Raw genomic sequence first — 24,149 nt, 5'->3', positions numbered from 1 at the left:
GCGCTCAGGCGTACGCGCCGCCTTCAGGGCTAGTTGAAGGAGTCGCCGCAGGCGCAGGAGCCGGTGGCGTTGGGGTTGTCGATCGTGAAGCCCTGCTTCTCGATGGTGTCGACGAAGTCGATGGAGGCGCCGCCCAGGTACGGAGCACTCATCCGGTCGGTGACGACCTTGACGCCGTCGAAGTCCTTCACGACGTCGCCGTCGAGCGAACGCTCGTCGAAGAAGAGCTGGTAGCGCAGGCCCGAGCAGCCGCCGGGCTGGACGGCGACGCGCAGCGCCAGGTCGTCACGGCCTTCCTGCTCCAGCAGGCCCTTGACCTTGGCTGCGGCGGCGTCGGACAGGAGGATGCCGTCGCTCACGGTGGTGGTCTCGTCCGATACGGACATCTGCTTCTCTCCCGGGTTGTACGGAGACTGCTTGCCGACGTTGCAACCGTCGGGACCGCGGATTCATTCCGGGCCGAGCGCTTGCCTGTTCCATTCATGCTCGCACACCGGTCGGCCGGGGGGATGCGTCACATCGACACTATGACCATCGTCAAAGTGACGTGAACCGGATATGATAGATAGCGTCAATTAGACGAAAAGGCTTCGCGGAAGCTCTTCGCAGAGGCTTTCAGCAGAGAAGAAAGGGTGCGTGACGTGACCACGGCCCACCCCGTCCAGGATCTCGACGTCCAGCCGACGCCCCTCGCCCTGCTCCTGCTCGGCCGTGAGGCCGACCCGAGGAGCGAGCGCGGCGTCGAGTGCCCCGGCGACCTGCCCTCCCCGTCCGACCCGGACCTGGTGGAGCGCGCCCGGGCGGCCAAGGAGAAGCTCGGGGACAAGGTGTTCGTCCTCGGCCACCACTACCAGCGCGACGAGGTCATCCAGTTCGCGGACGTCACGGGCGACTCGTTCAAGCTCGCCCGGGACGCGGCCGCGCGCCCGGAGGCCGAGTACATCGTCTTCTGCGGCGTGCACTTCATGGCCGAGTCGGCGGACATCCTGACCACCGGCGACCAGAAGGTCGTGCTGCCGGACCTGGCCGCGGGCTGTTCCATGGCCGACATGGCCACCGCCGAGCAGGTCGCCGAGTGCTGGGACGTGCTGACCGAGGCCGGGGTCGCCGATCAGGTCGTGCCGGTCTCGTACATGAACTCCTCCGCCGACATCAAGGCGTTCACCGGCCGGCACGGCGGCACCATCTGCACCTCGTCCAACGCGGAGCGGGCGCTTGAGTGGGCCTTCGAGCAGGGCGAGAAGATCCTCTTCCTGCCCGACCAGCACCTGGGCCGGAACACCGCGGTCCGGGACCTGGGGATGTCGCTGGAGGACTGCGTCCTCTACAACCCGCACAAGCCGAACGGCGGCCTGACCGCCGAGGAGCTGCGGAACGCGAAGATGATCCTGTGGCGCGGGCACTGCTCGGTGCACGGCCGCTTCTCGGTGGAGTCCGTCAACGACGTCCGCGAGCGGATACCGGGCGTCAACGTGCTGGTGCACCCGGAGTGCAAGCACGAGGTCGTGGCGGCGGCGGACTACGTCGGCTCGACCGAGTACATCATCAAGGCCCTGGAGGCGGCCCCGGCCGGCTCGAAGTGGGCGATCGGCACCGAGCTGAACCTGGTGCGCCGGCTGGCGAACCGGTTCGCGGCCGAGGACAAGGAGATCGTCTTCCTCGACAAGACGGTCTGCTTCTGCTCGACGATGAACCGGATCGACCTGCCGCACCTGGTCTGGGCGCTGGAGTCGCTGGCCGAGGGCAAGCTGATCAACCGGATCGAGGTCGACCCGGAGACGGAGAAGTACGCCAAGCTCGCGCTGGAGCGGATGCTGGCGCTGCCGTAGCACCGGCCGCGAAAGGCCCCGGGGCGCTTCGGGCGCTTCTCCGGGGCCTTTCGCACGGGCGGGGACAGCGGGCCGATTTCCCCCATACGGCCCTCGCGGTCTCCGTACCGTAATTACGCTGCTACTCAACGCAGCGCACATTTCATGGGGGTACGGCACCACATGGCTTCTCGCAGTTCGGTGGACGACCTGGTGGTCGTCGTCCCGGGCATTCTCGGCAGTCGGCTGGCGGACGCGGACGGGCACGAGGTTTGGGGCCTCTCGGGCCGGGCCCTCCTGCGCGGGATCCGTACGTTCGGCCGGTCCGTCAAGAGCCTCGCGCTCCCCCCGGACCTGGGCGACGAGCACCCGGGCGACGGTGTGCGCCCGCTCGGTCCGATGCGCGACCTGCACGGGCTGCTCGGCATCGGGACGCTCGTGGACGGCTACGACAGCTTCCTGGAGTGGCTGGAGAACAACTTCACGCTCCGGCGGCGGGGCGAGAAGGACGAGGCGGACGCCCCCGCCAATCTGATCGGCTTCGCCTACGACTGGCGGCTGTCCTGCCGCTACAACGCGGACCGGCTGGCCGAGCGGGTCGACGAGGAGCTCGGCCGCTGGCGGGCCTCGGCGCCGGAGCGGGCGGAGGCACAGGCCGTCTTCATCTGCCACTCGATGGGCGGCCTGGTCGCCCGCCACTACGTGGAGCGGTGCGGCGGCGCGGAGGTGACGCGCCGGGTGATCACGCTCGGAACGCCGTACCGGGGCTCCCTGGACGCCCTGCTCTCCCTGGTCAACGGGGTGGGCCCGGCCGGCATCGGGCTCACCGCGTTCGCCCGCGGCCTTCCGTCCCTCCACCAGCTCGTCCCCGACTACGCCGCGCTGATCACCGCGCCGGGCGGGCCGCTGCGGTACGCCCGTGAGGTGACCGGCCTGCCCGGGACCGACGCCGCCCTGATCGAGGACGCCGCCCGCTTCCACGAGGCGCTGCGGGGGTCCGGGGCGGGGGCGGCTCACGGGGTGGAGTACGTACCGATCAGCGGGGTGCGCCAGCCGACCCCGACCACCGCCGAGGTCCGGGGCGAGAAGCTGACCGGTCTGCTCACGATCGACGGGGCCGACGAGGGCGGCGACGGCCGCGTGCCCAGGCTCTCCAGCGCCCATGTGGGGGCGGCGGGGCGGCCCGCGCTCACGCCCTGGGAGAGGCACGGCTCGCTCCAGAACAACACGGCGCTGCGCCAGGAACTGTTCAACTGGCTCACCCCGGACCTGCCGGTCCACCGGGGCACGGAGGCCGCGGACATCCCGCTGGTGGTGGACGCCCCGGACGTGATCGCCGAGGGCGAGGTGTACGAGCTGCGGGCCACGGTCCCCCCGGACGTACGGGGCCACGACCGGGTGGCCGTCTTCGCGACGGCCGAGGGCGGACCGGCGCGGACGCTGAGCAACCTGGGTGGGGGCCGTTACGCGGCACGCCTCGCCGGGCTGCCGGCCGGGCCGCACCGGGTGTGGGTGAGTACGGGGAACACGGGCCATGTCGTGATGACCGCGCTGGTGCTCGTACTGGAGGGCGGGGCGAACGATGGTGCATGAGACGGATACGGCGCACGACGAGGGACGCGAGCCGGCGGGCACGGCGGACGACCAAGGGCGCGAGCCGGCGGGCACGGCGCTGTGCGTGGTGTGCGAGGAGTACGCCGACAAGCGGAGCTTTCCGCGGCTGACCGGGGCGACGGCCCAGATGGCGGAGATCGCCGGACTGCTGGACGGCCTGGGGATCGCGGCGCATGTGGTGGGCGGTGGGAACCCGTCCTGGGCGGCCTTCGACGAGGCCCTCACGACCTGGAGCGAGGGCTGGCGGGAGACGGGGGCGGCGAAGCCCGCGATCATCGTCTGGTCGGGGCACGGCGTGCTGATCGACGACGAACTGCGCCTCGCGCTCTGCGACCTGGATCTCGACGTCGAGCAGGTGACCCGTGACGCACGCGCGCTGAGGCGGGGCGTCTCGGCCGAGACGCTGGTCAATGACGCGGTGGCGTCGGGCGCGGACCAGATCCTGGTGATCATCGACACCTGCCACGCGGGGGACGCGGTGGGCCGGGGCATGGAGAAGGCCCTGCGTCGCTGGGAGGTCATGTCCACGCCGCCCGGACAGGTGAAGTGGCTGGGAATCGTGGCGAGTTGCCGGCGCAACGAGACGTCGGACGGCAGCGGCCCGCTGCTCACCGCGTTGGCAGAAGTACTGAGGGACGGACCCTCCACCACCGAGTACCGCTCGGCATGGAGCGCCCGCAACGAGCTGGTCGGCGGCCCGGACCTGCTGGCCGCGCTGGCCGAACGCTGGCGCGGCGAGGGCCAGACGCCGGTGCCCGCGACCCTCGGCACCGGGCTCCCGGTCTTTCCCAACCCGCGCCATGTGCCCGGGGCCCCCGCCCGGTTGGTGGAGCACCTGGTGCTCGCGGCGCGCGGGGTCGGGTACCGCGAGGAGGGCTGGTTCTTCACGGGCCGGAAGGAGGTGCTGGGCCGGATCGTCGCGTGGCTGGCGGCGGACAAGGCCGGGCTCTTCCTGGTGACCGGCCCGGCGGGCTGCGGCAAGTCGGCCGTGCTGGGCCGGATCGCGACCCTCACGGACCCCGTGCAGCGGAGCGAGACCGAGAAGTACGGGGGCCTGCGCGAGGACGACCCGGACCCGGGCCTGAGCCCCGTCCGCTCTCTCGCCTCCGTACACCTGCGGGGCCTGAGCCCCCTCCAGGCGGTCTCGGAACTGGCCCGGCAGCTCGGGCTGCCCGAGCCCCGCAACACGGACGACTTCCGGGGCGAGCTCCGTGAGCTGTCCCCGCAGCCGGTGCTGGTCCTCGACGGCCTGGACGAAGTGCCCGCCGAGCACCTGCGCGCCATGATCGAGGAGCTGGTCTTCCCGCTCAGCCGGACGGGCCGGGTCCTGCTCGGCTCCCGCGACCGCGCGTTCCGCAGCTGTCTGGCGGAGGACGGGCGCGGGGACGAGACGCTGCCGGACGCCCTGACCCGGCTGATCGGCGCGGGTGTCACCACCGCGGACCTGGAGCGGGAACCGCACACCGAGAAGGACATCGGTGAGTACGTGTTCCGCCGGTGCGCGGAGGCCGGTGTCCCACAGGACAGGGCGCGGGAGACGGCCGACGCGGTCGCCTCGCGTGCCACGGCCGTGGGGGGCGGGTTCCTGTTCGCCCGGCTGGTGGTGGGGTCGCTGCTTGCGGGGGCTTCCGGTGGCGTCGACGAGGACCGGTGGTCGTCCGGTCTGCCGGGCTCCATCGAGGCCGCGTTCGAGGAGGACCTGCGGGCGGGGCCGGTGCGGGTCCGCGAGGACGGCACCGAACTTCCGGGCGCCGCACGCGACTTGCTGTCGGCCCTCGCGTGGACGGTCGGGCGCGGCATGCCCGCCGGAGGTGTGTGGGAGGAGGTCGCCGGGGCGCTGGGCGGCGGTGACGTGTCGTACGACGAGAGCGATGTGGACTGGCTGCTGTCCGTCTACGGCCGCTATGTCGTCGAGGACGCGGAAGGCGGACAGGCGGTGTTCCGGCTGTACCACCGCGAGTTCGTGTCGCATCTCGCGGACCGGGAGGGGCCGGGGGGTGCCGAGGCCGGAGAGGTGGTGCTGGCCGCGCTCGTCGCGCACGCCGAGCGGCGAGCGGGGGGCGGCGGCTGGGATTCGGTCGATCCGTACGTGGTGCGGGGGCTGGCGCGGCACGCGTCGCGGGCGGGAGCGGCGGGGATCGGGATGCTGAGGGGGCTGGTGGAGCGGGGCGGGGCGAGTGCGGCGCCCATCCTGGCCCAGGCGTTGATTCTCTTCTCGCAGCGGCTCAGGACGGAAGGGCGTCCCGACGATGCGCTGAGTGCGGCGCGGGAGGCGCTCACCCTGTACAAGGAGCTGGAGCGCACCTCTCCCGGGGACTTCAGTACGGCGCTGGTACGCACCCTCATCAACGTCGCCAACCGGTACGCCGACATCGGCGACCGCGAGGGGGCGCTGCCGCCGGCGCGCGAAGCGGTCGAGCTCCAGCGGAGCCTCGCCGACGCGGGCGGAAGCGCGGGCCTCCCCGACCTGGCTCTCGCCCTCGGCACTCTCGGCCGGCGCGTCCACGACATCGGCGACCGAGAGGGGGCACTCGCGCTCACTCTGGACTCCGTCGGCATCTACCGGCAGCTGGTCGAACGGACTCCAGCGGCGTTCCGCCCCGGCCTCGCCGCCACCCTGACCAACCTGGCGGCGAATCTCTCGACCGTCGGGGAGCGCCGGGCCGCCGTACCACTCGCGCAGGAAGCCGTGGAGATCTACACCGAGCTCGCCGCGGCGCACCCCGATGAGTTCCTGGCCCCTCTCGCCTCTGCCCTGACCAATCTGGCCAGCAGCCTCAAGTCCGTCGGAAACCACGTGGGCGCGCTTCCTCACGCGGTGGCAGCGGTCCGGGTCGACCGGAAGGTGGCCGAACGCCATCCCACCGGCCTCCGGTCCGCCCTGGCCGGGTCCCTGACCAATCTGTCCGTGCACCGGGAGGACGTCGGTGATCTCGCGGGGTGCCTCGCGCCCGCGCGGGAGGCCGTGGAGATCTGCCGGGAACTCGTCGCGCGTCATCCGGTCGCCTTCCAGCCGCAGTTGGCGGGCGCTCTGCACAACCTGGCGGACCGGATCTCCGCCACCGGGGACCATGAGGGGGCGCTCGCTCCGGCACGGGATGCCGCGCGCATGTACGCCCGGCTCGCCTCGCAGCACCCCGACGTCTTCCAGCCGGATCTCGCCCGGTCCCTGACCTCCCTGGCCAACAAGACGGCCGCCGCGGGAGACCGGGCTTCGGCGGTGCTGCTCGCGCAGGAGGCCGTACGCATCCAGCGCGAGCTGGCCGCACAACGGCCGACAGCTTCCCTCCCGGGCCTGGCCGCGATGCTCAACAACCTCGCCATGCACCTCGTCGCCGCAGGTGAGCCCGCGACGGCTTTGCCCAACGCCGAGGAAGCGACCGCCCTTTACGGGCACCTGGCCGCCGAGGATCCGGACGCCTTCCTCGCGGAGTTCGCGACGGCCCTCACCAACCTCGGCAACCATCGCGCAACCCTGGGCGACGTTTCGGGGGCGCTCACGGCGGGCCGGGAATCGGTCACCATCCGCCGCGCACTCGCCGCACAGCACCCCGCAGTCTTCCGGCAGGAGCTGGCCACGGCACTCACCAATCTCGCCGCCCACCTGAACAGGGCCAAAGACCCGGCGGCGGGGCTGCGAGCCGCGGAGGAGGCGGTCGCCCTCTTCCGTGAACTCGCCGAACGCGAGCCGTCCCTCCGCTCCCCTCTCGCGGGCTCACTCGGCACTCTGGCCCAGAATCTCGCCGACACCGGCAGCCGGAAGGAGGCCCTGGTGGCTGCCGGGGAGGGCGTCCGGATCCTGCGTGTGCTCGTCGACGAACTCAGCAGTGCCCACCTTCCCGATCTGGCGCTCTCCCTGCAGAACCTCAGCAAGCACCTGGGGGCGAACCAGGACGCCGAAGGAGCCGTGAGCGCGGCGCGGGAAGCATCCGCCGCCTACCGGACCCTGGCGCTGGAGAACCCCGGAGCCTTCGAGAAGTCCCTGGTCTCCGCTCTCGCCAACCTGGCCGGGGCACTCGCCCGCACCGACGACCACGCGTCGGCGGTCCGGGAATTCGACGAGGTCGTGGAGGAGTTCGCCGCCCACCCCGGGACCTCCCGGCGCCTCGGTGTCGAGCGGAGCATTTTCCTGCTGGGCTGTCCCGGTGCCCGGGCCTCGGCCGGCGTGCGTGAACTGGTGTCCTTTCTCCACCAGGACGCCGCGCCGGACGGCGGCGCGGACGCCGTGACCGTACGGGCCCGGCGGGCGCTGCGCGCGTACGGCGATCCCGACGCGGTCCGCGCGACGTGGGAGGAGGAGACCTTCGCCCCCGCACCCGCCTGGCTCGCCCTGTCGCCCAGGACGCTGGAACTCGTCGGTTCCTGGATGTTCGCGCCCGACTGGCCCGGGTCACGCGATGTCTGGTCCCGGAACGCCGACGTGCTCGGCAGCGAGGAGGCGGCGACGGCCCTCGAAGAGCTGGCGTTCCTGGACCCCCGCACCGCACAGCAGCACGCCGCGCTCCGCGAGGCCGTCCTCGCCCACGGCGTGACCGCCGCGTACGATCCGCTGATCCTCGCGGAGCAGGTGGCGGAGTGGGTGGGCTGCGCCGACTGGGCGGAGTCACGGGTCTTCCTCCGGGACCACCCCCGTATCCTCCAGGCCCGGCCGCCGCAGGACACCCCGCTCGCGCACGTCGCCGTCCTCGATGTCGCCCGCGCCGAAGGGCTGGACGCCGCGTACCGCCTCGTCGAGGACCGCGACGCCCTCCAGGCTTACGTGGAAAGGGCGTTGGCAGCGGGGGACGGCAACGCGCTGCTGCACGCGGCGGCCATCGAGGGGCAGGTCTTCGACGACGGCCTGTCCTCCCTCACCCACGCCCAGGCGGGCATGGTGCTCACCGGGGCCGTCGAGGGCATCGAACCGGACGAGCTGGCCACGCTCCTGCCCCGCGCGCCCGAGGCGACCCGGGCCAGGCTGCTGCGGGAGATCGTCGCCCTCAGCGTCCGGCACGCCCACCCGCACGGCGAGACGTGGCTCCGGATGGTCCAGGCCCTCAACGGGGCCGCCTGACGTACCCCGGAAAAGGGCAGGGCCCCGTCCCACGCGGGTGCGTGGGACGGGGCCCTGCCGTCGTACCGGGCGGATCAGGCCTTCGCGGGCTCCGGCTCCTCGGAGGCGGTCGCCTCCGCGGGGGCCGGGGCGGGCAGGCCCGCCTTCTGCGCGCGCTTGGCGGCCTTCTTCTTCGCGCGGCGCTCCTTGCGGAGCTCCACCATCGCGTAGAGCGTCGGCACCAGAAGGAGCGTCAGCAGGGTCGAGGTGACCAGGCCTCCGATCACGACCACGGCGAGCGGCTGCGAGATGAAGCCTCCCTCGCCGGTGACGCCGAGTGCCATCGGGAGCAGGGCGAAGATGGTCGCGAGTGCGGTCATCAGGATCGGGCGGAGCCGGTGGCGGCCGCCCTCGATGACCGCTTCGACGACGCCCATGCCCTGGGTCCGGTACTGGTTGATCAGGTCGATCAGCACGATCGCGTTGGTCACCACGATGCCGATCAGCATCAGCATGCCGATCATCGCCGGGACGCCCATCGGGGTGCCGGTGATCACGAGCAGGCCGATGGCGCCGGTCGCCGCGAACGGGATGGAGACCAGCAGGATCAGCGGCTGGACGAGGGACTTGAAGGTCGCCACCAGCAGCATGAAGACGATCGCGATCGCGGCCAACATGGCCAGGCCGAGCTTCAGGAACGCGTCGTTCTGGTCCTCGGAGACACCGCCGATGGTGGCGGTGGCACCGTCCGGGAGCTTCAGCTCGTCGATCTTCTTCTGGAGCGAGGCGCCGACCGCACCGGTGTTGTCGCCGACGGGCTTGGCGGTGATCGTCGCGGCGCGCTGGCCGTCGATCCGGGTCATCGAGACCGGGCCGGGGACCAGCTCGACGTCGGCGATCTGTCCGAGCTTCACCGGGCCGAGAGGGAGGTTCTTCAGCTCGGCCATCGTGGTGGCCGGGTGGGCGGACCTGATGACGACGTCCCGCTCGGTGTCGTCCATGATCGCCTTGCCGGACGGGGTGCCGCGCACCGCTCCGGCGACGGCCGCGCCGAGCGTGGCCTGGTTGAAGCCGGCCTCGGCGGCCTTGGGCGTGGCCTTGACCGAGATCCGCGGGATGCTCTGGGCGAGGTCGCTCTGGACGTCGGTGACGTCCTTCAGCCCGGCCACCCCGGCCCGGACCTGCTCGGACGCCTTCTTCAGCACGTCCGCGTCGGAGGCCTTGACCACGACGCTGAGGTCCTGGCTGCCGAAGCCGTCGCCCGCGGCGATGGTGGTGTCACCGATGCCGTCGAGCTTGCCGAGCGCGGTGTCGATGCGCTTCTGCGTGGCGTCGAAGTCGCCCGAGTCCTTCAGGGTGACCTGGTAGGAGGCCTGGTTGGCGCCGGTGCCGCCGCCGAAGGCCGCCATGAAGCCGGACGAGCCGACGGTGACCTGGTAGTCCTTGACGCCCTCGTCCTCGGTGAGGACCTTCTCGACCTTCCTGGCCGCCTTGTCGGCGGCCGCCAGGCTGGTGCCGGGGGCCAGCTCCTGCTTGATGGAGAGGACCTCCTGCTCGCCCTGGTCGAAGAAGTTGGTCTTCAGCAGCGGGGCCATGCCGAAGGTGGCGAGGAACACCACGATCGCGATGACGATGCTGGTGATGCGACGCCGGGTGGCGAAGCGCAGGACCGGGACGTACAGCTTCTGGAGCCGGCTGCGGGCCTCCTTCTCCTCGGCCTCGCGGCGCGCCTGGTCCGGGTTCTCCGTGGCGCCCTTCGGGGCGCGCAGGAACCAGTACGACAGGACGGGAACGACGGTCAGCGAGACCAGCAGGGATGCCAGCAGGGCCGCGGTGACGGTCAGCGAGAAGGAGCCGAAGAGCTCGCCGACCATGCCGCCGACGAGACCGATCGGCAGGAAGACGGCGACCGTGGTGAGGGTCGAGGAGGTGACCGCGCCGGCCACTTCCTTCACCGCGGTGATGATCGCCGACTGGCGCTCCTCGCCGTAGCCGAGGTGACGCTTGATGTTCTCCAGGACCACGATCGAGTCGTCGACGACGCGGCCGATCGCGATGGTCAGCGCGCCCAGCGTGAGCATGTTGAGCGAGAGGTCACGGGTCCAGAGCACGATCAGCGCGAGGACCACGGAGAGCGGGATGGAGACCGCGGTGACCAGGGTCGAGCGCAGCGAGGCGAGGAAGACCAGGATCACGATGACGGCGAAGAGCAGACCGAGCGCGCCCTCGGTGGTCAGACCGGAGATCGCCTTGGAGACGGCCGGGCCCTGGTCGGAGACGACGGTCAGTTCGGCACCGGCTCCGAGGTCCTTGCGGAGGTCGGGGAGCTTGTCCTTGACCGCGTCCGAGATGGCGACGGCGCTGCCGTCCTTGTCCATCGTGGCCATCACGGCGAGGCTCGGCTTGCCGTTCGTACGGGTGATGGAGACCGCGGTGGACGGCTCCTGCTTCACGGTGGCGACGTCACCGACGCGGACCGGCGTGCCGGGCTTGCCCGTCGCCGGGTCCTGACCGGTGACCCGCAGGTCCTCGATCTGCTTCAGGGAGGTGAAGGCACCGCCGACCTGGACGGTGCGGCTCTTGCCCGACTCGGAGAAGGCACCGGCGGGGACGGTCGCGCCGCCCGCCTGGAGCGCCTGGGAGAGCGTGCCGGCGTTCAGACCGGCGGCGGCGAGCGCCTTGTCGTCGGGGGTGACGGAGATCTGGAGGTCCTGCACACCGTCGACGGTGACCTGGCCGACTCCGCTGATGTCCTCCAGGGCGGGGACGACCGTGCGGTCCAGCTGGTCGGCGAGCGCCTGCTGGTCCTTGCCGGAGGTGACGGCGAGGACGACAGCCGGGATGTCGTCCGTCGAACCGGCGATGACCTGCGGGTCGACGTCGTCGGGAAGCTGGGCGCGGGCGCGGTTCACCGCCTGCTGGATGTCGGCGACGAGCTGCTTGGTGCCCTCGCTGCCGAAGTCGAAGGACGCCATGATGACGGCGCTGCCCTCGCTTGCGGTCGAGGTGATCCCGGTGACGCCGTCGACGGCCTTGACCGAGTTCTCCAGCGGCTCGACGACCTGCTTCTCGACCACATCGGGGGACGCACCCTGGTAGGGGGCGATGACCGACACCATCGGGAGTTCGATGGTGGGCAGCAGCTGCTGCTTGAGCTGCGGGATCGCTATCGCCCCGAATACGAGCGCGACGATCGAGATCAAACCGATCAGGGCCCGTTGCGCGAGGCTGAATCTGGACAGCCAGGACATGGGTGGGTCTCTCTTCTGTGGCTTACGCGGCAGGTGGGCGGGCGGCTGAGGGACAGACCCGGCCCATCTATACGATCGCCTGCCGGCAGGGCCCGGGGCGTCAATCCCAGGTCGCTTTCTTATGCCGCGCATACCGCAGGTGGAGTACGCCGCATCTCCACCCCTCACTCCACCCTGGGGCGCACCAGGCCGGATTCGTAGGCGATTACCACCAATTGGGCCCGGTCCCTGGCGCCCAGCTTCGCCATCGCCCGGTTCACATGGGTCTTGACGGTGAGCGGGCTGACGACGAGCCGCTCGGCGATCTCGTCGTTGGAGTGGCCGCCCGCGACCAGGACGAGCACCTCGCGCTCGCGGCCGGTGAGCGCGGCGAGCCGGTCGGAGTACTCCGCGGCGCTCGGCCCTTCGCCGTCCGAACTGCCGCCCTGCGCGAGGAAGGTGGCGATCAGCCCCTTGGTCGCGGCGGGCGACAGCAGTGCCTCGCCGCCCGCGGCGATACGGATCGCGTTGAGCAGTTCCTCGGGTTCCGCCCCTTTGCCGAGGAAGCCGGACGCCCCGGCCCGCAGCGACTGCACCACGTACTCGTCGACCTCGAAGGTGGTGAGCATGACGACCCGTACGCCGGCCAGCTCGGGATCGGCGCTGATCATGCGGGTCGCGGTGAGTCCGTCCGTGCCGGGCATCCGGATGTCCATCAGCACCACGTCGGCGCCGGTCGAGCGGGCGAGCTCCACGGCCTGCGCGCCGTCCGCCGCCTCGCCGACCACCTCCATGTCGGCCTCCGAGTCGACCAGCACCCGGAACGCGCTGCGCAGCAGCGCCTGGTCGTCGACGAGCAGCACCTTGATGGGCCCTGTCATACGGTTTCCCCCGTCCGGCCCACCGCGCCCGGCTCCCCGGACTCTCCTGTGCGGGCCTCGACGGGCAGGATCGCATGGACCCTGAATCCGCCGCCGTAGCGGGGCCCGGCGGTGAGGGTGCCGCCGAGCGCGGTGACGCGTTCGCGCATGCCGAGCAGACCGTGCCCGCCGCCGTCGCCGTGGCAGCCGCCCCCGCCGAAGCCGTTGTCGATCACGGTGACCTCGGCCGTGGCCCCGACCCGTACGACGCTCACCTCGGCCCGGGCGCCGGGGCCCGCGTGCTTGCGGACATTGGTCAGCGCCTCCTGGATGACCCGGTACGCGGCCAGGTCGACGGCCGCGGGCAGCGGGGGCCGCCGGTCGGTGCAGACCACCTCGACGGGGAGCCCGGCCCGGCGGACGGTGTCGACCAGTGCGTCGAGGACGGCGAGGCCCGGTGCGGGTTCGGTGGGCGCCGCCGGGTCGCCGGACTGCCGCAGCAGCCCGACGGTGGCCCGCAGTTCGTCGAGCGCGGAACGGCTGGCCTCCCGGACGTGGGCGAGCGCCTCCTTGGCCTGGTCGGGGCGCTTGTCCATGACGTGGGCGGCCACCCCGGCCTGGACGTTGACCAGGGCGATGTGGTGGGCGACGACGTCGTGGAGATCGCGGGCGATCCGCAGCCGCTCCTCGGCGACCCGCCGCCGGGCCTCCTCCTCGCGGGTGCGCTCGGCCCGGTCGGCCCGCTCCCTGATCGCGTCGACGAAGGCGCGCCTGGAGCGGACGGCGTCCCCCGCCGCGCAGGCCATGCCGGTCCAGGCGAAGACGCCGAAGTTCTCCTGGCTGTACCAGGGCGCCGCGCCGAAGAGCATCGCCGAGGCGGTCAGCACGGCCACCGTCAGCAGGCCGACCCGCCAGGTGGTGGGCCGGTCGGTGCGGGCGGCGACGGTGCACAGCGCGATGACGGTGGCCATGACCACGGGTGCGGGCGGGTCGGACTTCACCAGCTCGACGACGGTCAGCCCGGCGGTGACCGCGAGCACCGCCATGGGGTTGCGCCGCCGCCAGATGAGCGCGACGGCGCCGGCCACCATCAGCAGCACGCCGCTGACCGCGGGCGGCCGGGTTCCGAAGGAGGGCCCCTCCCCCGGGCGCGGGTGGACGAACGACCCGACGACCATCGTCACCAGCACGGCCAGGGCCAGGGTGGCGTCCAGCGCGAGGGGATGGTCGCGCAGCCAGTGCCGGACGCGCAGAACCCCGGTTCCGAGGGTGGTCACGTCAAGCTACGTTACGGCGTGTCGCGGGGGAATCCGACCGGATCCCGCGCGAAAGACACCGGACACGCCTGTGCCCCGGGTCCGGCGGACCGGACCCGGGGCACGGGTTCACGCGTGTGCTGGAGCGGGGCGAGAGGCGTCAGCCGGGGATCAGGCCGTCGTCGCGGAGCATGGCGCGCACCTCTTCGAGGGTCGCGTCGGACGACGGAAGGATCAGCTCGGACGGCTCCAGGGAGTCGTCCGGCAACGCTGTGCCGAGCTCGCGCACCCTGGCCAGGAGCGCGTGGAGAGTGGCCCGGAAACCCGGTCCGTCACCGCTCTCCATCTCGGCGAGCAGTTCGTCGTCGAGCCCGTCGAGCTCGGCGAGATGACTGTCGGCCAGTGCGACCTGGCCCTCCCCCATGATCCGTACGATCATGACGCCGCCTCAACTCTTGTCGAACCTGTGCGGGGACTGCGACGACTGCTGCTGGGCGGCGTCCTGCGGGCCGCCCTCGATCGCCTGCTGGCTGGAGCCGCCGGCCAGCTCTGCCTTCATGCGCTGGAGCTCCAGCTCTACGTCCGTACCGCCGGAGATCCGGTCCAGCTCGGCGGCGATGTCGTCCTTCGCCGTGCCGGTCGGGTCGTCCAGGGCACCGGAGGCGAGCAGCTCGTCGATCGCGCCGGCCCGGGCCTGCAGCTGCTGGGTCTTGTCCTCGGCCCGCTGGATCGCCAGGCCGACGTCGCCCATCTCCTCCGAGATCCCGGAGAAGGCCTCGCCGATCCGGGTCTGCGCCTGGGCGGCGGTGTAGGTGGCCTTGATGGTCTCCTTCTTGGTGCGGAAGGCATCGACCTTGGCCTGCAGCCGCTGCGCCGCGAGGGTGAGCTTCTCCTCCTCGCCCTGCAGCGTGGTGTGCTGCGTCTCCAGGTCGGTGACCTGCTGCTGGAGTGCGGCGCGCCGGGACAGCGCCTCGCGGGCCAGGTCCTCGCGGCCGAGCGCGAGCGCCTTGCGGCCCTGGTCCTCCAGCTTGGACGACTGTCCCTGCAGCTGGTTCAGCTGCAGCTCCAGCCGCTTGCGCGAGGTCGCCACGTCGGCGACACCGCGACGTACCTTCTGAAGCAGTTCGAGCTGCTTCTGGTACGAGTAATCGAGGGTCTCGCGCGGATCCTCGGCCCGGTCAAGGGCCTTGTTTGCCTTCGCGCGGAAGATCATCCCCATACGCTTCATGACACCGCTCATGGGCTTCGCGCGCCCCCTTCTGACGGACTGAGCTCCAGCACTCCAACAGAACCCACAGTACGGGCCCTGCCTCTATTACCGCACTGTTCGAGCAAGGATGTGCTCCTACCCAAGGACGACTGCACCAGGTCACCACTCCGGCCCAAGGAGTAGGCGGGGGTCAGGGAGACCCGGTCACGTCACCCGTACCGGGCACCCCGGTACACCAGCGAGGACGCAGGCCGTTGCCGGATCGTTCCCGACCGGCCTGGGGTCGTGGCGATCGAACCCGTACCCTTGGGCCTTGTGTTCCGTAGCCGTTCGAAGGAAGAGAAGGCGCCCACCGGCAAGGTGACGGCGGACCTCTCCAAGCAGCCCCGCGACCCGCAGGCCCCCAAAGGTCGCCCCACCCCCAAGCGCAGCGATGCCCAGTCGCAGCGCCGTCGCGCCTCCAGTGGCGCGCCGCTCGACCGCAAGGAGGCCATGAAGCGGCAGCGCGAAGCGCGCCGTGTGGACATGGCCAAGCAGCGTGAGGCGCTCGCCAGTGGCGACGAGCGCTATCTGCCGGCTCGCGACAAGGGCCCGGTGCGGCGCTTCGTCCGCGACTACGTGGACTCACGTTTCTGCATCGCGGAGTTCTTCCTGCCGCTCGCCGTGATCATTCTGATTCTCAGCGTGATCCAGGTGCAGAACATCCAGAACATCTCGCTGCTGCTCTGGCTCGTCGTGATCGTGCTGATCGTGCTCGACTCGATCGGTCTCTCGATCCGCCTGAAGAAGCAGCTCAAGGAGCGTTTCCCCGATACGCCCAAGCGTGGCGCGGTCGCCTACGGCCTGATGCGCACGCTTCAGATGCGTCGCCTCCGGCTGCCCAAGCCGCAGGTCAAGCGAGGAGAGCGGCCCTGAGTACGCACATCTCCGGCTCGGTCGGCGGTCCGTCCGCCGGCCGGCCGGACGATGCCGTTCCGGTCACCGGGTTCTCCGGAGCCTCCTCGGTGTGGCTGAAGGGGCTCGGCGGGCTGCGCAACACCGTCCGCCAGGAACTGGTGGCCCGGCAGCTCGACGAGCAGATAGCGGCCCGCTTCCCGGTCGGGCAGCGGCTGCGGGTGCTGGACGTCGGCATGGGCCAGGGCACCCAGGCGCTGCGCCTGGCGCGGGCCGGTCATACGGTGACCGGCCTGGAGTCGGACGCCGAGATGCTGCGGGTGGCCAAGGAGGCGCTCGGCGGCGAGCCCGCGGGCATCCGTGAGCGGGTCCGGCTGATCGAGGGCAACGGTCTGGACACCGGGGTGCACTTCCTGCCCGGCAGCTTCGACGTGGTGCTCTGCCACGGCGTGCTGATGTATGTCCGGGATCCGGACGCGATGCTGGCGGGCCTGGCCCGGATGCTCGCCCCGGGCGGACTGCTCTCGCTGCTCGTACGCAACGCGGACGCGCTGGCGATGCGCCCCGGGACCGCCGGGGACTGGGACGGGGCGCTGGCCGCCTTCGACACGGACACGTACACCAACCGGCTGGGCCTCACCGTGCGGGCCGACCGGCTGGACGCCCTGACGGCCACGCTCGCCGGGATCGCGGCGCCGCTGCACGCCTGGTACGGGGTGCGCGTCTTCACGGACAACGTGAGCAACGACGTGGAGCTGCCGGCCGCGGCCGAGCTGGAGCAGGTGCTCGCCGCGGAGGACCGGGCCGGGCGGACCGATCCGTACCGCCGGGTGGCCGCGCTGCTGCACCTGTGCGGGGTCCGGGGCTGAGAGGACGCGGGAGCGGGTCGCCGGGGCCGGCCGACGGCATGCCCCGCCCGGCCGATCCCAGGAGGCCGCCGACCGGGTCGAAAGCGATGATTCGGACATGGATGCATCCCACTCCCGCGCCCGTGTCCGCCGGCTGCTGCTGTCCCTGGCCGCAGGTGTCTGTGCGATCGCCCTGGTGAGCGGCTGCTCGGACGCGGCCTCCGAATCACCGAGGTCCGACCCCAGCACCCCGGCCTCCGCCTCCCGGACCGCCGGTGATCTCCAGAGCGACTACCAGGCCGTGATCAAGAACGTGCTGCCGTCGGTGGTGCAGATCGAGGCCTCCGAGGGCCTGGGCTCCGGCATCGTCTACGACACCAAGGGCCATATCGTCACCAATGCCCATGTGGTCGGCAACGACAAAGATTTCAAGGTCACCGTCGCCACCGGCGAGAAGGTGATGAAGGCCACGCTGGTGGCCGCCTACCCTGAGCAGGATCTGGCCGTCATCAAGCTCGACAGCGTGCCGTCCGGTCTGAAGCCCGCGAAGTTCGGCGACTCGGAGAAGGTCGAGGTGGGGCAGATCGTGCTGGCGATGGGCTCACCGCTCGGGCTGTCCTCCAGCGTCACCCAGGGCATCGTCTCGGCGCTCGGCCGGACCGTCAGCGAGAGCCGCGCAGGCGGCGGCACCGGCGCGACGATCGCGAACATGGTGCAGACCTCGGCCGCGATCAACCCGGGCAACAGCGGGGGCGCGCTGGTCAACCTGGACAGCGAGGTGATCGGCATCCCGACCCTGGCGGCGACCGACCCGGAACTGGGCGGCAGCGCGGCGCCGGGGATCGGGTTCGCGATCCCGGTGTCGATGGTGAAGACGGTCGCCGATCAGATCATCGAGAGCGGCAGGGTCACCGACTCGGGCCGGGCGGCCCTGAACATCACCGGCCGCACCGTCGTCGACGACAACTACCAGCCGGCCGGGGTGGCGCTGGTGAGTGTGACGAGGGACGGCGCCGCGGACAAGGCGGGCCTGCGGCCCGGCGACATCGTCACCAGGATCGACGACCAGCCGGTCACCACGATCACCTCCCTGTCGGAGGCGCTGGCCTCGGACAAGCCGGGCGAGAAGGTCACGGTGACCTATCAGCGCAACGGGGCGCAGAAGACGGCGCGGGTCACCCTGGGCGAGATCTGACGACCCTCCTCGCGCGAGGAGTGACGAGAGGAGATCGAGCGCTCCTCGCGCGAGGCGGCGGATCAGCCCTGGTCCGCCTGGAGGCTCATGGGGCCGTAGATCTTCGTCGAGTCGTCGAAGAGCGTCACCTGGTCCGCCCCGCCGTCCAGGAGTTCCTTCCAGTACTCACCGATCCAGGACTCCGCGTCGCCCTGGGTGGTGAATTCCTCCGGCTGCAGGGCCGGCTCCGTCTCCGTACCGTCGGACTTCTCGAACCGCCACGTCCACGCCATGTCCGCCTCCTGGGTCGCTTTGCTGCCCCGCAGCCTAGTGCCTGCGTCCGGTGCGGGGACCGGCTCCGCACCCGTCCGGACGCCCCCAGGTCGCGCACCGGCCGCACGGACGCGGGAGGATCAAAGGCGTGGAACTGACTCTGCTCGGCACCGGAGCCCCCGACGGGCTGCCGCAGCCCGAATGTCCCTGCGCCGCCTGCGCCGTCGCCCGCGGGGCGCGCTCGCGGGCCGCGACCGCGCTGCTGGTCGACGACGCGCTGCTGCTCGATCTCACCCCGGGGGCCGTGTTCGCCGCGGCCCGTGCGGGGCACTCGCTCACCGGGGTGCGGCAGGTACTGCTCACCCATCCGCACGACGGGCCCGCCGTGGAGCTGCCCGCGGGGCTGCCCCCGGCGGGGCGGGTACCGGACGGGCGGGTGCTGACGCTGATCAGCGGGCACCGGGTGCGGGCGGTGCCGATGGACGCGCCGGGAACCGGGTACGAGGTCACCGGACCGGCGGGCCCCCGGCTGCTGTACATGCCGCCGGGGGCCGCGCCCGCCGGTCTCACCGACCGGGTGGCGGAGCCGTACGACATGGTGGTCGGCGATGTGGTGGGGCGGCCGGACGCGGTGGCGCGGCTGCGGGCGGTGGAGGCGATCGGCCCGGCCACCGAGATCGTGGCCGTCCATCTGGACCATGCCGCACCGCCCGGGGCCGAGCTGGACCGGCGGCTCGCGGCGGCCGGCGCGCGGGCCGTGCCGGACGGGACGACGCTGGTGGTGGGCGAGTACCACGCGGTTCCGCCGGTGCCCCGGCGCACGCTGGTGACGGGTGGGGCCAGGTCGGGAAAGTCGGTGGAGGCCGAGCGACGCCTGGAGACGTTCCCCGAGGTGGTGTACGTGGCGACCGGCGGCGGCCGGGAGGACGACGCCGAGTGGGCGGCCCGGGTCGGTCTGCACCGGGAGCGCCGGCCGGCCGCCTGGCGCACCGAGGAGACCTGTGAGCTGGTGGAGCTGCTGGAGTCGGACGGGCCGCCGCTGCTGATCGACTGTCTGTCGCTGTGGCTGACCGACGCGATGGACCGGGTGGACGCCTGGGACGACGAGGCGTGGACCGGGGGCGGCGAGGGCGCCCTGCGGAAGCGGACCGCCGAGCTGGTGGCGGCGGTCCGCGGAACGCGTCGTACGGTCGTCGCCGTCACCAATGAGACCGGTTCGGGCGTGGTGCCCGCGACGGCTGCCGGGCGGCGCTTCCGGGACGAGCTGGGCCGGCTGAACGCCGCGTTCGCCGACGAGTGCGAGCAGGTGCTGCTGGTGGTGGCCGGGCAGGCGCTGGTGCTGCGCGGCTGACCCGGGCCGCGGGGGCCTCGCGCCGACCGGGCGCCGGAAACGCGGCGGGTACTGTTCCGCAGTGAGCCCGCCGCCGGGCTCACCGGCCCACTCGACGCATCGACCCGCGAGGCAGACCCCCGTGAATCTGGACGACTTCTCCGACCTGATCGAACGCCCCGACGGCGGCGTACGGCGCGATGCCGAGGAACGACGGGAGCGCCTGAGCGTTCCCGTCGGCTCCCTCGGCCGCCTGGACGAGCTGGGCGAATGGCTCTCGGCCGCTCAGCAGGCCGTACCGGTCAAGACGATCGAGCAGCCGCGCGTGGTGCTCTTCGCCGGTGATCACGGGGTCGCCGGACTGGATGTCTCCGGGCGCGCGGCCAACAGCGCGTACGAGCTGGTGCGGGCCACGCTGGACGGTGCGACGCCGCTCGCGGTGCTGGCCCGGCAGTTCTCCGTACCGGTACGGATCGTCGACGCCGGCCTGGACTGCGATCCGGAGCTGCTGCCCGAGCCGGTGGTGCGTCATCGGGTGCGGCGGGGCAGCGGCCGGATCGACATCGAGGACGCGCTGACGGCCGAGGAGGCCGAGCGGGCGGTACGGCTGGGCATGGCGATCGCCGACGAGGAGGCCGACTCGGGCACCGATCTGGTGGTGCTCGGCGATCTGAGCGTGGGCGGGACCACGGCCGCGGCCACCCTGATCGCGGCGCTGTGCGGTACGGACGCCTCGGTGGTCACCGGGCGCGGCGGCGCGGGCATCGACGACCTGGCGTGGATGCGCAAGTGCGCGGCGATCCGGGACGCGCTGCGGCGGGCCCGGCCGGTCCTCGGCGACCAGCTGGAGCTGCTGGCCACGGTGGGCGGTGCGGATCTGGCGGCGATGACCGGGTTCCTGTTGCAGTGCGCGGTGCGCAGGCTGCCGGTGATCCTGGACGGCGTGGTCTCCGCGGCCTGTGCGCTGGTGGGCCAGCGGGCCGCCTTCCGGGCGCCGGACTGGTGGCTGGCGGGGCAGGCGAGCGGTGAGCCGGCCCAGGCCAAGGCGCTGGACCGGATGGCGCTCAACCCGCTGCTGGACCACGGCGTCATCGTGGGAGAAGGAAGCGGGGCACTGCTCGCACTCCCGCTCGTCCGGGCCGCGGCCGCACTCGCGGCCGAGCTGCCCGAACGCGACCCCGTCGCCGAGGAGAAGGACGGCGCCGACGAGGGAGCCGGGGCCGGCGCCGCGTACGGCGACGCGACCTGAGCCTCACGGACCGGCGCCGCTGCGGCCGTCGAAGACCGGCCGCAGCGCAGTCCCTCATGCAGTGCGATGCACCATATGATCGCTTTTCATGGGAGAGGTCCGATTGGCCACCGACGAATCCGGGCGGGACACCGTCCGGTCACCGAGCACCGTCCGGTCACGGCGCAGCGCGGCATTCGCCATCTGGTACCTGCGCGTCGTGTCGTTCATCAACTTCCTGAGCGCCGTCTGGGTCACTCTCGGCAACGATCTGCGCCGCCACAACACGGAGAACTACTTCACCCCCTATCTGCTCACCGCGGGGTTCTCCTCCGGGGTCGTCGCACTCTTCCTGGCGGTCACCATGCGCCGCCGCAAGCGGGCCGCCTGGATCGTGAACATGGTGGTGAGCGGCCTGCTGCTGCTCCTCTTCGCCCTGGTGATCGCGTCCCCCGAGGTCCGGCGGTATCCGCAGAACTGGATCTCGCTGGCGCTGACCGCCGCCTTCGTCCTGGCGCTGATCCTCGGCCGGCGCGAGTTCTACGCGAAGGGCGACCGGTCCAACCCGAAGCTGGCGGCCGTCGTCGCGATCGGCGGGCTGCTGGTCACCTCACTGCTCGCCGCGGGCCTGGTCACCCTCACCAACACCGCGACCGACGACTACCGCGCGACCTTCCTGGACCGCTGGCGCTACGGGGCGCTGCGGCTGGTCTCGGTCGCCGACAACGACGCCTCCTTCCCCGGGATCACCGCCCCCGGCTGGGTCAACGTCACCATCAACGTGCTCTCCACGCTGCTGCTGATCGCCGTCGTGTACGCGGCGTTCCGGTCCCGCCGGGCCGTCGACCCGATCACCCCCGAGGACGAGGCCCGGCTCCGGGCGCTGCTGGAGAAGCACGGCGAGCGCGACTCGCTCGGCTACTTCTCGCTGCGCCGGGAGAAGAGCGTCATCTGGTCCCCCACCGGGAAGGCCGCCGTCACCTACCGGGTGGTGGGTGGGGTCTCGCTCGCCTCCGGTGATCCCATCGGCGACCCGGAGGCCTGGCCGGGGGCGATCGAGCCATGGCTGGCCGAGGCCCGCGAGCACGGCTGGATCCCGGCGGTGATGGGGGTGAGCGAGGAGGGCGGCACGGTCTACGCACGGCACGGCCTCGACGCCCTGGAGCTGGGCGACGAAGCGATCGTGGAGACCGCCGAGTTCACCCTGGAGGGGCGGGCGATGCGGACCGTCCGCCAGGCGTACAACCGGGTCCGGCGCGCCGGGTACGAAGTGACCGTCCGCCGCCACGCGGACATCCCCGGGGCGGAGATGGCCGAACTGGTGCGGCGCGCCGACGACTGGCGCGACGGGGCGACCGAACGCGGCTTCTCGATGGCGCTGGGCCGGCTCGGCGATCCGGGCGACGGCCGGTGCGTGATGCTCGAATGCCGCAACGCCCCCACCGAGGAGGGCGTTCCGGGCGAGTTGCGCGCGGTACTGAGCTTCGTGCCCTGGGGGCCGAACGGCCTCTCGCTGGACCTGATGCGCCGTGACCGGGACGCGGAGAACGGGCTGATGGAGTTCATGGTCATCGAGCTCCTCCAACGCGCCCAGGAGATCGGGATCACGCAGGTCTCGCTGAACTTCGCGATGTTCCGGTCCGTCTTCGAGCGTGGTTCGCGGCTCGGCGCCGGACCGGTGCTGAGGCTGTGGCGCTCGATGCTCAGTTTCTTCTCGCGCTGGTGGCAGATCGAGTCGCTGTACCGCGCCAACGCCAAGTACCGGCCGATCTGGGAGCCCCGCTTCATGCTGTTCGAGAAGAGCTCGGACCTGCTGCGCATCGGTGTCGCGGCGGGCCGCGCCGAAGGGTTCCTGGAGGCGCCCGGTCTGCCCAAGTGGCTGCACCGCTCGCATCTCGGGGCCGATGGATGAGACCCGTGCGCGCCCTGCGCCGGGCGGCTCGCCGCGAATGGGGTTCGCTGTCGGCGACCGTACGCGCGGCGCTCGCCACCGACCGGCTGCGGGCGATCCCGATGACGGTCGCCGCGGTCTGTCTGACGGCATTGCTCCACGCGCTGCAGCAGCACTCGTGGGGACTCGGGGTGGTGCACGCCCTCGGGACGGTGAAGGCCGAGGACCCGCTGCCGCTCTCCCTGTTGCGTACGCCGTTGTCACTGTTCGTGCCGGCGCCGGATCTGCCGGTCTGGGGTGCGCTGGCCCAGATCCTGGTGGTGTTCGGCACCGCCGAGATCTGCCTGGGCCGGTGGCGCACGCTGCTGATCGCGTACGTGGCGACGCTGGCCGGGACGCTGTACGCGCGGATCGGTGTCGCGCTCGGCCCGGACGGGCCGTTCGGGCTGCCGGCCTCGGACGCCGTGATCGCCGACACCGGGCCGTCCGCGGCGGTGGTCGGCCTCGCCGTCTACCTCTGTTACGTCCACCGGGCCCGTTTCACCGGGGCGCTGGTCATCGTGGCGATGGTGGCCGAGATGGTCCTGAAGAACAATCTGGCGGGCAAGGAGCACCTGGTGGCGATCGCCGCCGTCCTCCTGATGTGCGTCCGCGCACCCCGCCGGGACCGGCCCCGGGATCAGGACTTGCGTCCCGGGAGCGGCACCCGGTCCGGTGCGCCGCCGATCAGATCCTCGAACCTGCGCCGCGGGCCCACCCAGCGCACATCGTGGTGATAGGCGCGCAGCACCGACCGGGCGCGGGCCCGGTGCCGGTTGCGGTAGAAGCGCCTGGCCCACATCGAGGTCGGCCGGGCCAGCCGGACCGCGCCGATCAGCGCGACGAACGGGACCAGCGTGCCGACGACCGCGAGCCGCGCCTTGCCCTTGAAGAGCGCGATCAGCACGAAGCAGAAGTTGACGATCAGGGTCAGGATCACGCCGAGCCGGTCCTGCTGCTCGTCGCTGCTCAGCTCGTTCACGCCGAGCGGTGAGAATCCGCCCAGCACCAGCAGAACCAGCGCCGCGGTGAGGACCACCACCTCCACGCTCCGGCGGCCCTCCTCGGTCCAGTACACGTCGTCGAGATGGAGGATCAGGGCGAACTCGTCCAGCACCAGCCCCGCACCCATGCCGAAGACCACGGCCCAGATCCCCGCGGCGACGCCCTGCCGTCCGCTGGCGACCGCGCCGAAACCGCCGACGACGCTCAGCACCACCCCGGGAACCACGTGGTGGATGTGCATACCGCCGGGTGTGATGTTGCGGAACGGGCCCTTCCCCGCCCGGATCATCCGGGTGATGAGCCGGGTGATCGCGAAGGTGAGCACGAAGGCGGCCAGGGCGAGGAGCAGCGGCAGCTTCCCCGGCTCGACGATGTTCTGATCGAACCAGTGACCCATGCCACCCACTCCCGATAAGCCGTTTCTGCCCTGATATGTAGCGTTACGGGCAATCTATCG

At 71.8% G+C, this 24,149-nt stretch carries 18 protein-coding genes; 10 read left to right on the top strand and 8 right to left on the bottom strand.

Features of this window, described 5'->3' with window-relative positions; all coding sequences use genetic code 11:
* Positions 1 to 29: 29 nt before the first annotated feature.
* The gene (locus tag EES42_RS11990; RefSeq protein WP_072483280.1) at positions 30 to 386 is read right to left on the bottom strand and encodes a HesB/IscA family protein; all 357 of its coding nucleotides are present in this window, start codon (positions 384 to 386) and stop codon (positions 30 to 32) included.
* Positions 387 to 632: 246 nt separating this feature from the next.
* Here EES42_RS11990 and nadA point away from each other — a divergent pair, with 246 nt between their 5' ends.
* The 3 genes from nadA (at position 633) to EES42_RS11970 (ending at position 8,475) form a co-directional block, all read left to right on the top strand.
* Positions 633 to 1,829 (top strand): quinolinate synthase NadA, encoded by a 1,197-nt coding sequence (gene nadA, locus EES42_RS11980; RefSeq protein ID WP_164495225.1) that lies wholly within the window; start codon positions 633 to 635, stop codon positions 1,827 to 1,829.
* Between the two features lie 162 nt (positions 1,830 to 1,991).
* Positions 1,992 to 3,401 carry an alpha/beta hydrolase gene (locus EES42_RS11975; protein WP_124718106.1) on the top strand — a complete coding sequence of 470 codons (1,410 nt, stop codon included), beginning with the start codon at positions 1,992 to 1,994 and terminating at the stop codon, positions 3,399 to 3,401.
* On the top strand, positions 3,391 to 8,475 hold the full coding sequence (locus EES42_RS11970) for a tetratricopeptide repeat protein (protein ID WP_124718105.1): 5,085 nt from the start codon (positions 3,391 to 3,393) through the stop codon (positions 8,473 to 8,475). Before EES42_RS11975 ends, EES42_RS11970 begins: the two co-directional genes overlap by 11 nt.
* A gap of 74 nt (positions 8,476 to 8,549) precedes the next feature.
* Here EES42_RS11970 and EES42_RS11965 read toward each other — a convergent pair whose 3' ends face one another.
* The 5 genes from EES42_RS11965 to EES42_RS11945 all read right to left on the bottom strand — a co-directional run bounded on the left by EES42_RS11965 (position 8,550) and on the right by EES42_RS11945 (position 15,028).
* Positions 8,550 to 11,705, bottom strand: coding sequence for an efflux RND transporter permease subunit (locus EES42_RS11965; protein WP_124718104.1), 3,156 nt, complete (start codon positions 11,703 to 11,705; stop codon positions 8,550 to 8,552).
* A gap of 164 nt (positions 11,706 to 11,869) precedes the next feature.
* Positions 11,870 to 12,565, bottom strand: coding sequence for a response regulator (locus EES42_RS11960; protein WP_124718103.1), 696 nt, complete (start codon positions 12,563 to 12,565; stop codon positions 11,870 to 11,872).
* Entirely contained in the window at positions 12,562 to 13,821 is a 1,260-nt protein-coding gene (locus tag EES42_RS11955; RefSeq protein ID WP_124718102.1) for a sensor histidine kinase, read from the bottom strand. The genes EES42_RS11960 and EES42_RS11955 overlap by 4 nt, the downstream gene beginning before the upstream one ends.
* A 139-nt stretch (positions 13,822 to 13,960) precedes the next feature.
* Positions 13,961 to 14,239: a PspA-associated protein PspAA gene (locus tag EES42_RS11950; RefSeq protein ID WP_124718101.1), complete on the bottom strand. Its 279-nt coding sequence runs from the start codon at positions 14,237 to 14,239 to the stop codon at positions 13,961 to 13,963.
* Positions 14,240 to 14,248: 9 nt separating this feature from the next.
* Positions 14,249 to 15,028: a PspA/IM30 family protein gene (locus EES42_RS11945; protein WP_124718100.1), complete on the bottom strand. Its 780-nt coding sequence runs from the start codon at positions 15,026 to 15,028 to the stop codon at positions 14,249 to 14,251.
* Between the two features lie 297 nt (positions 15,029 to 15,325).
* Between EES42_RS11945 and EES42_RS11940 the strand changes: the two genes are divergently transcribed.
* The 3 genes from EES42_RS11940 (at position 15,326) to EES42_RS11930 (ending at position 17,947) form a co-directional block, all read left to right on the top strand.
* Positions 15,326 to 15,925, top strand: a complete 600-nt coding sequence (locus tag EES42_RS11940; RefSeq protein WP_124718519.1) for a DUF3043 domain-containing protein — start codon at positions 15,326 to 15,328, stop codon at positions 15,923 to 15,925.
* An 89-nt stretch (positions 15,926 to 16,014) separates the two neighbouring features.
* Positions 16,015 to 16,773 carry a class I SAM-dependent methyltransferase gene (locus tag EES42_RS11935; RefSeq protein ID WP_206433442.1) on the top strand — a complete coding sequence of 253 codons (759 nt, stop codon included), beginning with the start codon at positions 16,015 to 16,017 and terminating at the stop codon, positions 16,771 to 16,773.
* A 97-nt stretch (positions 16,774 to 16,870) separates the two neighbouring features.
* A complete protein-coding gene (locus EES42_RS11930) occupies positions 16,871 to 17,947 on the top strand; it encodes a S1C family serine protease (protein ID WP_124718099.1) in 1,077 nt (358 codons plus the stop codon).
* 62 nt (positions 17,948 to 18,009) lie between these two features.
* Here the strand turns inward: EES42_RS11930 and EES42_RS11925 are convergent, their stop codons facing one another.
* Positions 18,010 to 18,219, bottom strand: a complete 210-nt coding sequence (locus EES42_RS11925; RefSeq protein ID WP_072483289.1) for a hypothetical protein — start codon at positions 18,217 to 18,219, stop codon at positions 18,010 to 18,012.
* A 128-nt stretch (positions 18,220 to 18,347) separates the two neighbouring features.
* Between EES42_RS11925 and EES42_RS11920 the strand changes: the two genes are divergently transcribed.
* The 4 genes from EES42_RS11920 (at position 18,348) to EES42_RS45600 (ending at position 23,424) form a co-directional block, all read left to right on the top strand.
* Positions 18,348 to 19,550 (top strand): bifunctional adenosylcobinamide kinase/adenosylcobinamide-phosphate guanylyltransferase, encoded by a 1,203-nt coding sequence (locus tag EES42_RS11920; protein WP_124718098.1) that lies wholly within the window; start codon positions 18,348 to 18,350, stop codon positions 19,548 to 19,550.
* A gap of 121 nt (positions 19,551 to 19,671) precedes the next feature.
* Positions 19,672 to 20,778: a nicotinate-nucleotide--dimethylbenzimidazole phosphoribosyltransferase gene (gene cobT / locus EES42_RS11915; protein ID WP_124718097.1), complete on the top strand. Its 1,107-nt coding sequence runs from the start codon at positions 19,672 to 19,674 to the stop codon at positions 20,776 to 20,778.
* A gap of 88 nt (positions 20,779 to 20,866) precedes the next feature.
* The gene (locus EES42_RS11910; protein ID WP_206433441.1) at positions 20,867 to 22,669 is read left to right on the top strand and encodes a phosphatidylglycerol lysyltransferase domain-containing protein; all 1,803 of its coding nucleotides are present in this window, start codon (positions 20,867 to 20,869) and stop codon (positions 22,667 to 22,669) included.
* Positions 22,666 to 23,424, top strand: coding sequence for a hypothetical protein (locus EES42_RS45600; protein ID WP_124718096.1), 759 nt, complete (start codon positions 22,666 to 22,668; stop codon positions 23,422 to 23,424). The genes EES42_RS11910 and EES42_RS45600 overlap by 4 nt, the downstream gene beginning before the upstream one ends.
* Here EES42_RS45600 and EES42_RS11900 read toward each other — a convergent pair.
* The gene (locus tag EES42_RS11900; RefSeq protein WP_124718095.1) at positions 23,328 to 24,089 is read right to left on the bottom strand and encodes a hypothetical protein; all 762 of its coding nucleotides are present in this window, start codon (positions 24,087 to 24,089) and stop codon (positions 23,328 to 23,330) included. The genes EES42_RS45600 and EES42_RS11900 overlap by 97 nt on opposite strands.
* Positions 24,090 to 24,149: the final 60 nt, after the last annotated feature.

This window comes from Streptomyces sp. ADI95-17, assembly GCF_003846175.1.
GTDB classification, from domain to species: Bacteria; Actinomycetota; Actinomycetes; order Streptomycetales; family Streptomycetaceae; genus Streptomyces; species Streptomyces sanglieri.
Note: the sequence above shows the minus strand (reverse complement) of the source record. Positions and strands in the feature narration are given on the sequence as shown.

What these genes read in the sequence shown, in the direction of transcription:
- EES42_RS11950 (WP_124718101.1), bottom strand. Translation starts at nt 14,239, where the DNA reads ATGATCGTACGGATCATGGGGGAGGGCCAGGTCGCACTGGCCGACAGT.
- EES42_RS11900 (WP_124718095.1), bottom strand. Translation starts at nt 24,089, where the DNA reads ATGGGTCACTGGTTCGATCAGAACATCGTCGAGCCGGGGAAGCTGCCG.
- EES42_RS11990 (WP_072483280.1), bottom strand. Translation starts at nt 386, where the DNA reads ATGTCCGTATCGGACGAGACCACCACCGTGAGCGACGGCATCCTCCTG.
- EES42_RS11945 (WP_124718100.1), bottom strand. Translation starts at nt 15,028, where the DNA reads ATGAAGCGTATGGGGATGATCTTCCGCGCGAAGGCAAACAAGGCCCTT.
- EES42_RS11965 (WP_124718104.1), bottom strand. Translation starts at nt 11,705, where the DNA reads ATGTCCTGGCTGTCCAGATTCAGCCTCGCGCAACGGGCCCTGATCGGT.
- EES42_RS11970 (WP_124718105.1), top strand. Translation starts at nt 3,391, where the DNA reads ATGGTGCATGAGACGGATACGGCGCACGACGAGGGACGCGAGCCGGCG.
- EES42_RS11930 (WP_124718099.1), top strand. Translation starts at nt 16,871, where the DNA reads ATGGATGCATCCCACTCCCGCGCCCGTGTCCGCCGGCTGCTGCTGTCC.
- EES42_RS11975 (WP_124718106.1), top strand. Translation starts at nt 1,992, where the DNA reads ATGGCTTCTCGCAGTTCGGTGGACGACCTGGTGGTCGTCGTCCCGGGC.
- EES42_RS11960 (WP_124718103.1), bottom strand. Translation starts at nt 12,565, where the DNA reads ATGACAGGGCCCATCAAGGTGCTGCTCGTCGACGACCAGGCGCTGCTG.
- EES42_RS45600 (WP_124718096.1), top strand. Translation starts at nt 22,666, where the DNA reads ATGAGACCCGTGCGCGCCCTGCGCCGGGCGGCTCGCCGCGAATGGGGT.
- EES42_RS11925 (WP_072483289.1), bottom strand. Translation starts at nt 18,219, where the DNA reads ATGGCGTGGACGTGGCGGTTCGAGAAGTCCGACGGTACGGAGACGGAG.
- EES42_RS11910 (WP_206433441.1), top strand. Translation starts at nt 20,867, where the DNA reads ATGGGAGAGGTCCGATTGGCCACCGACGAATCCGGGCGGGACACCGTC.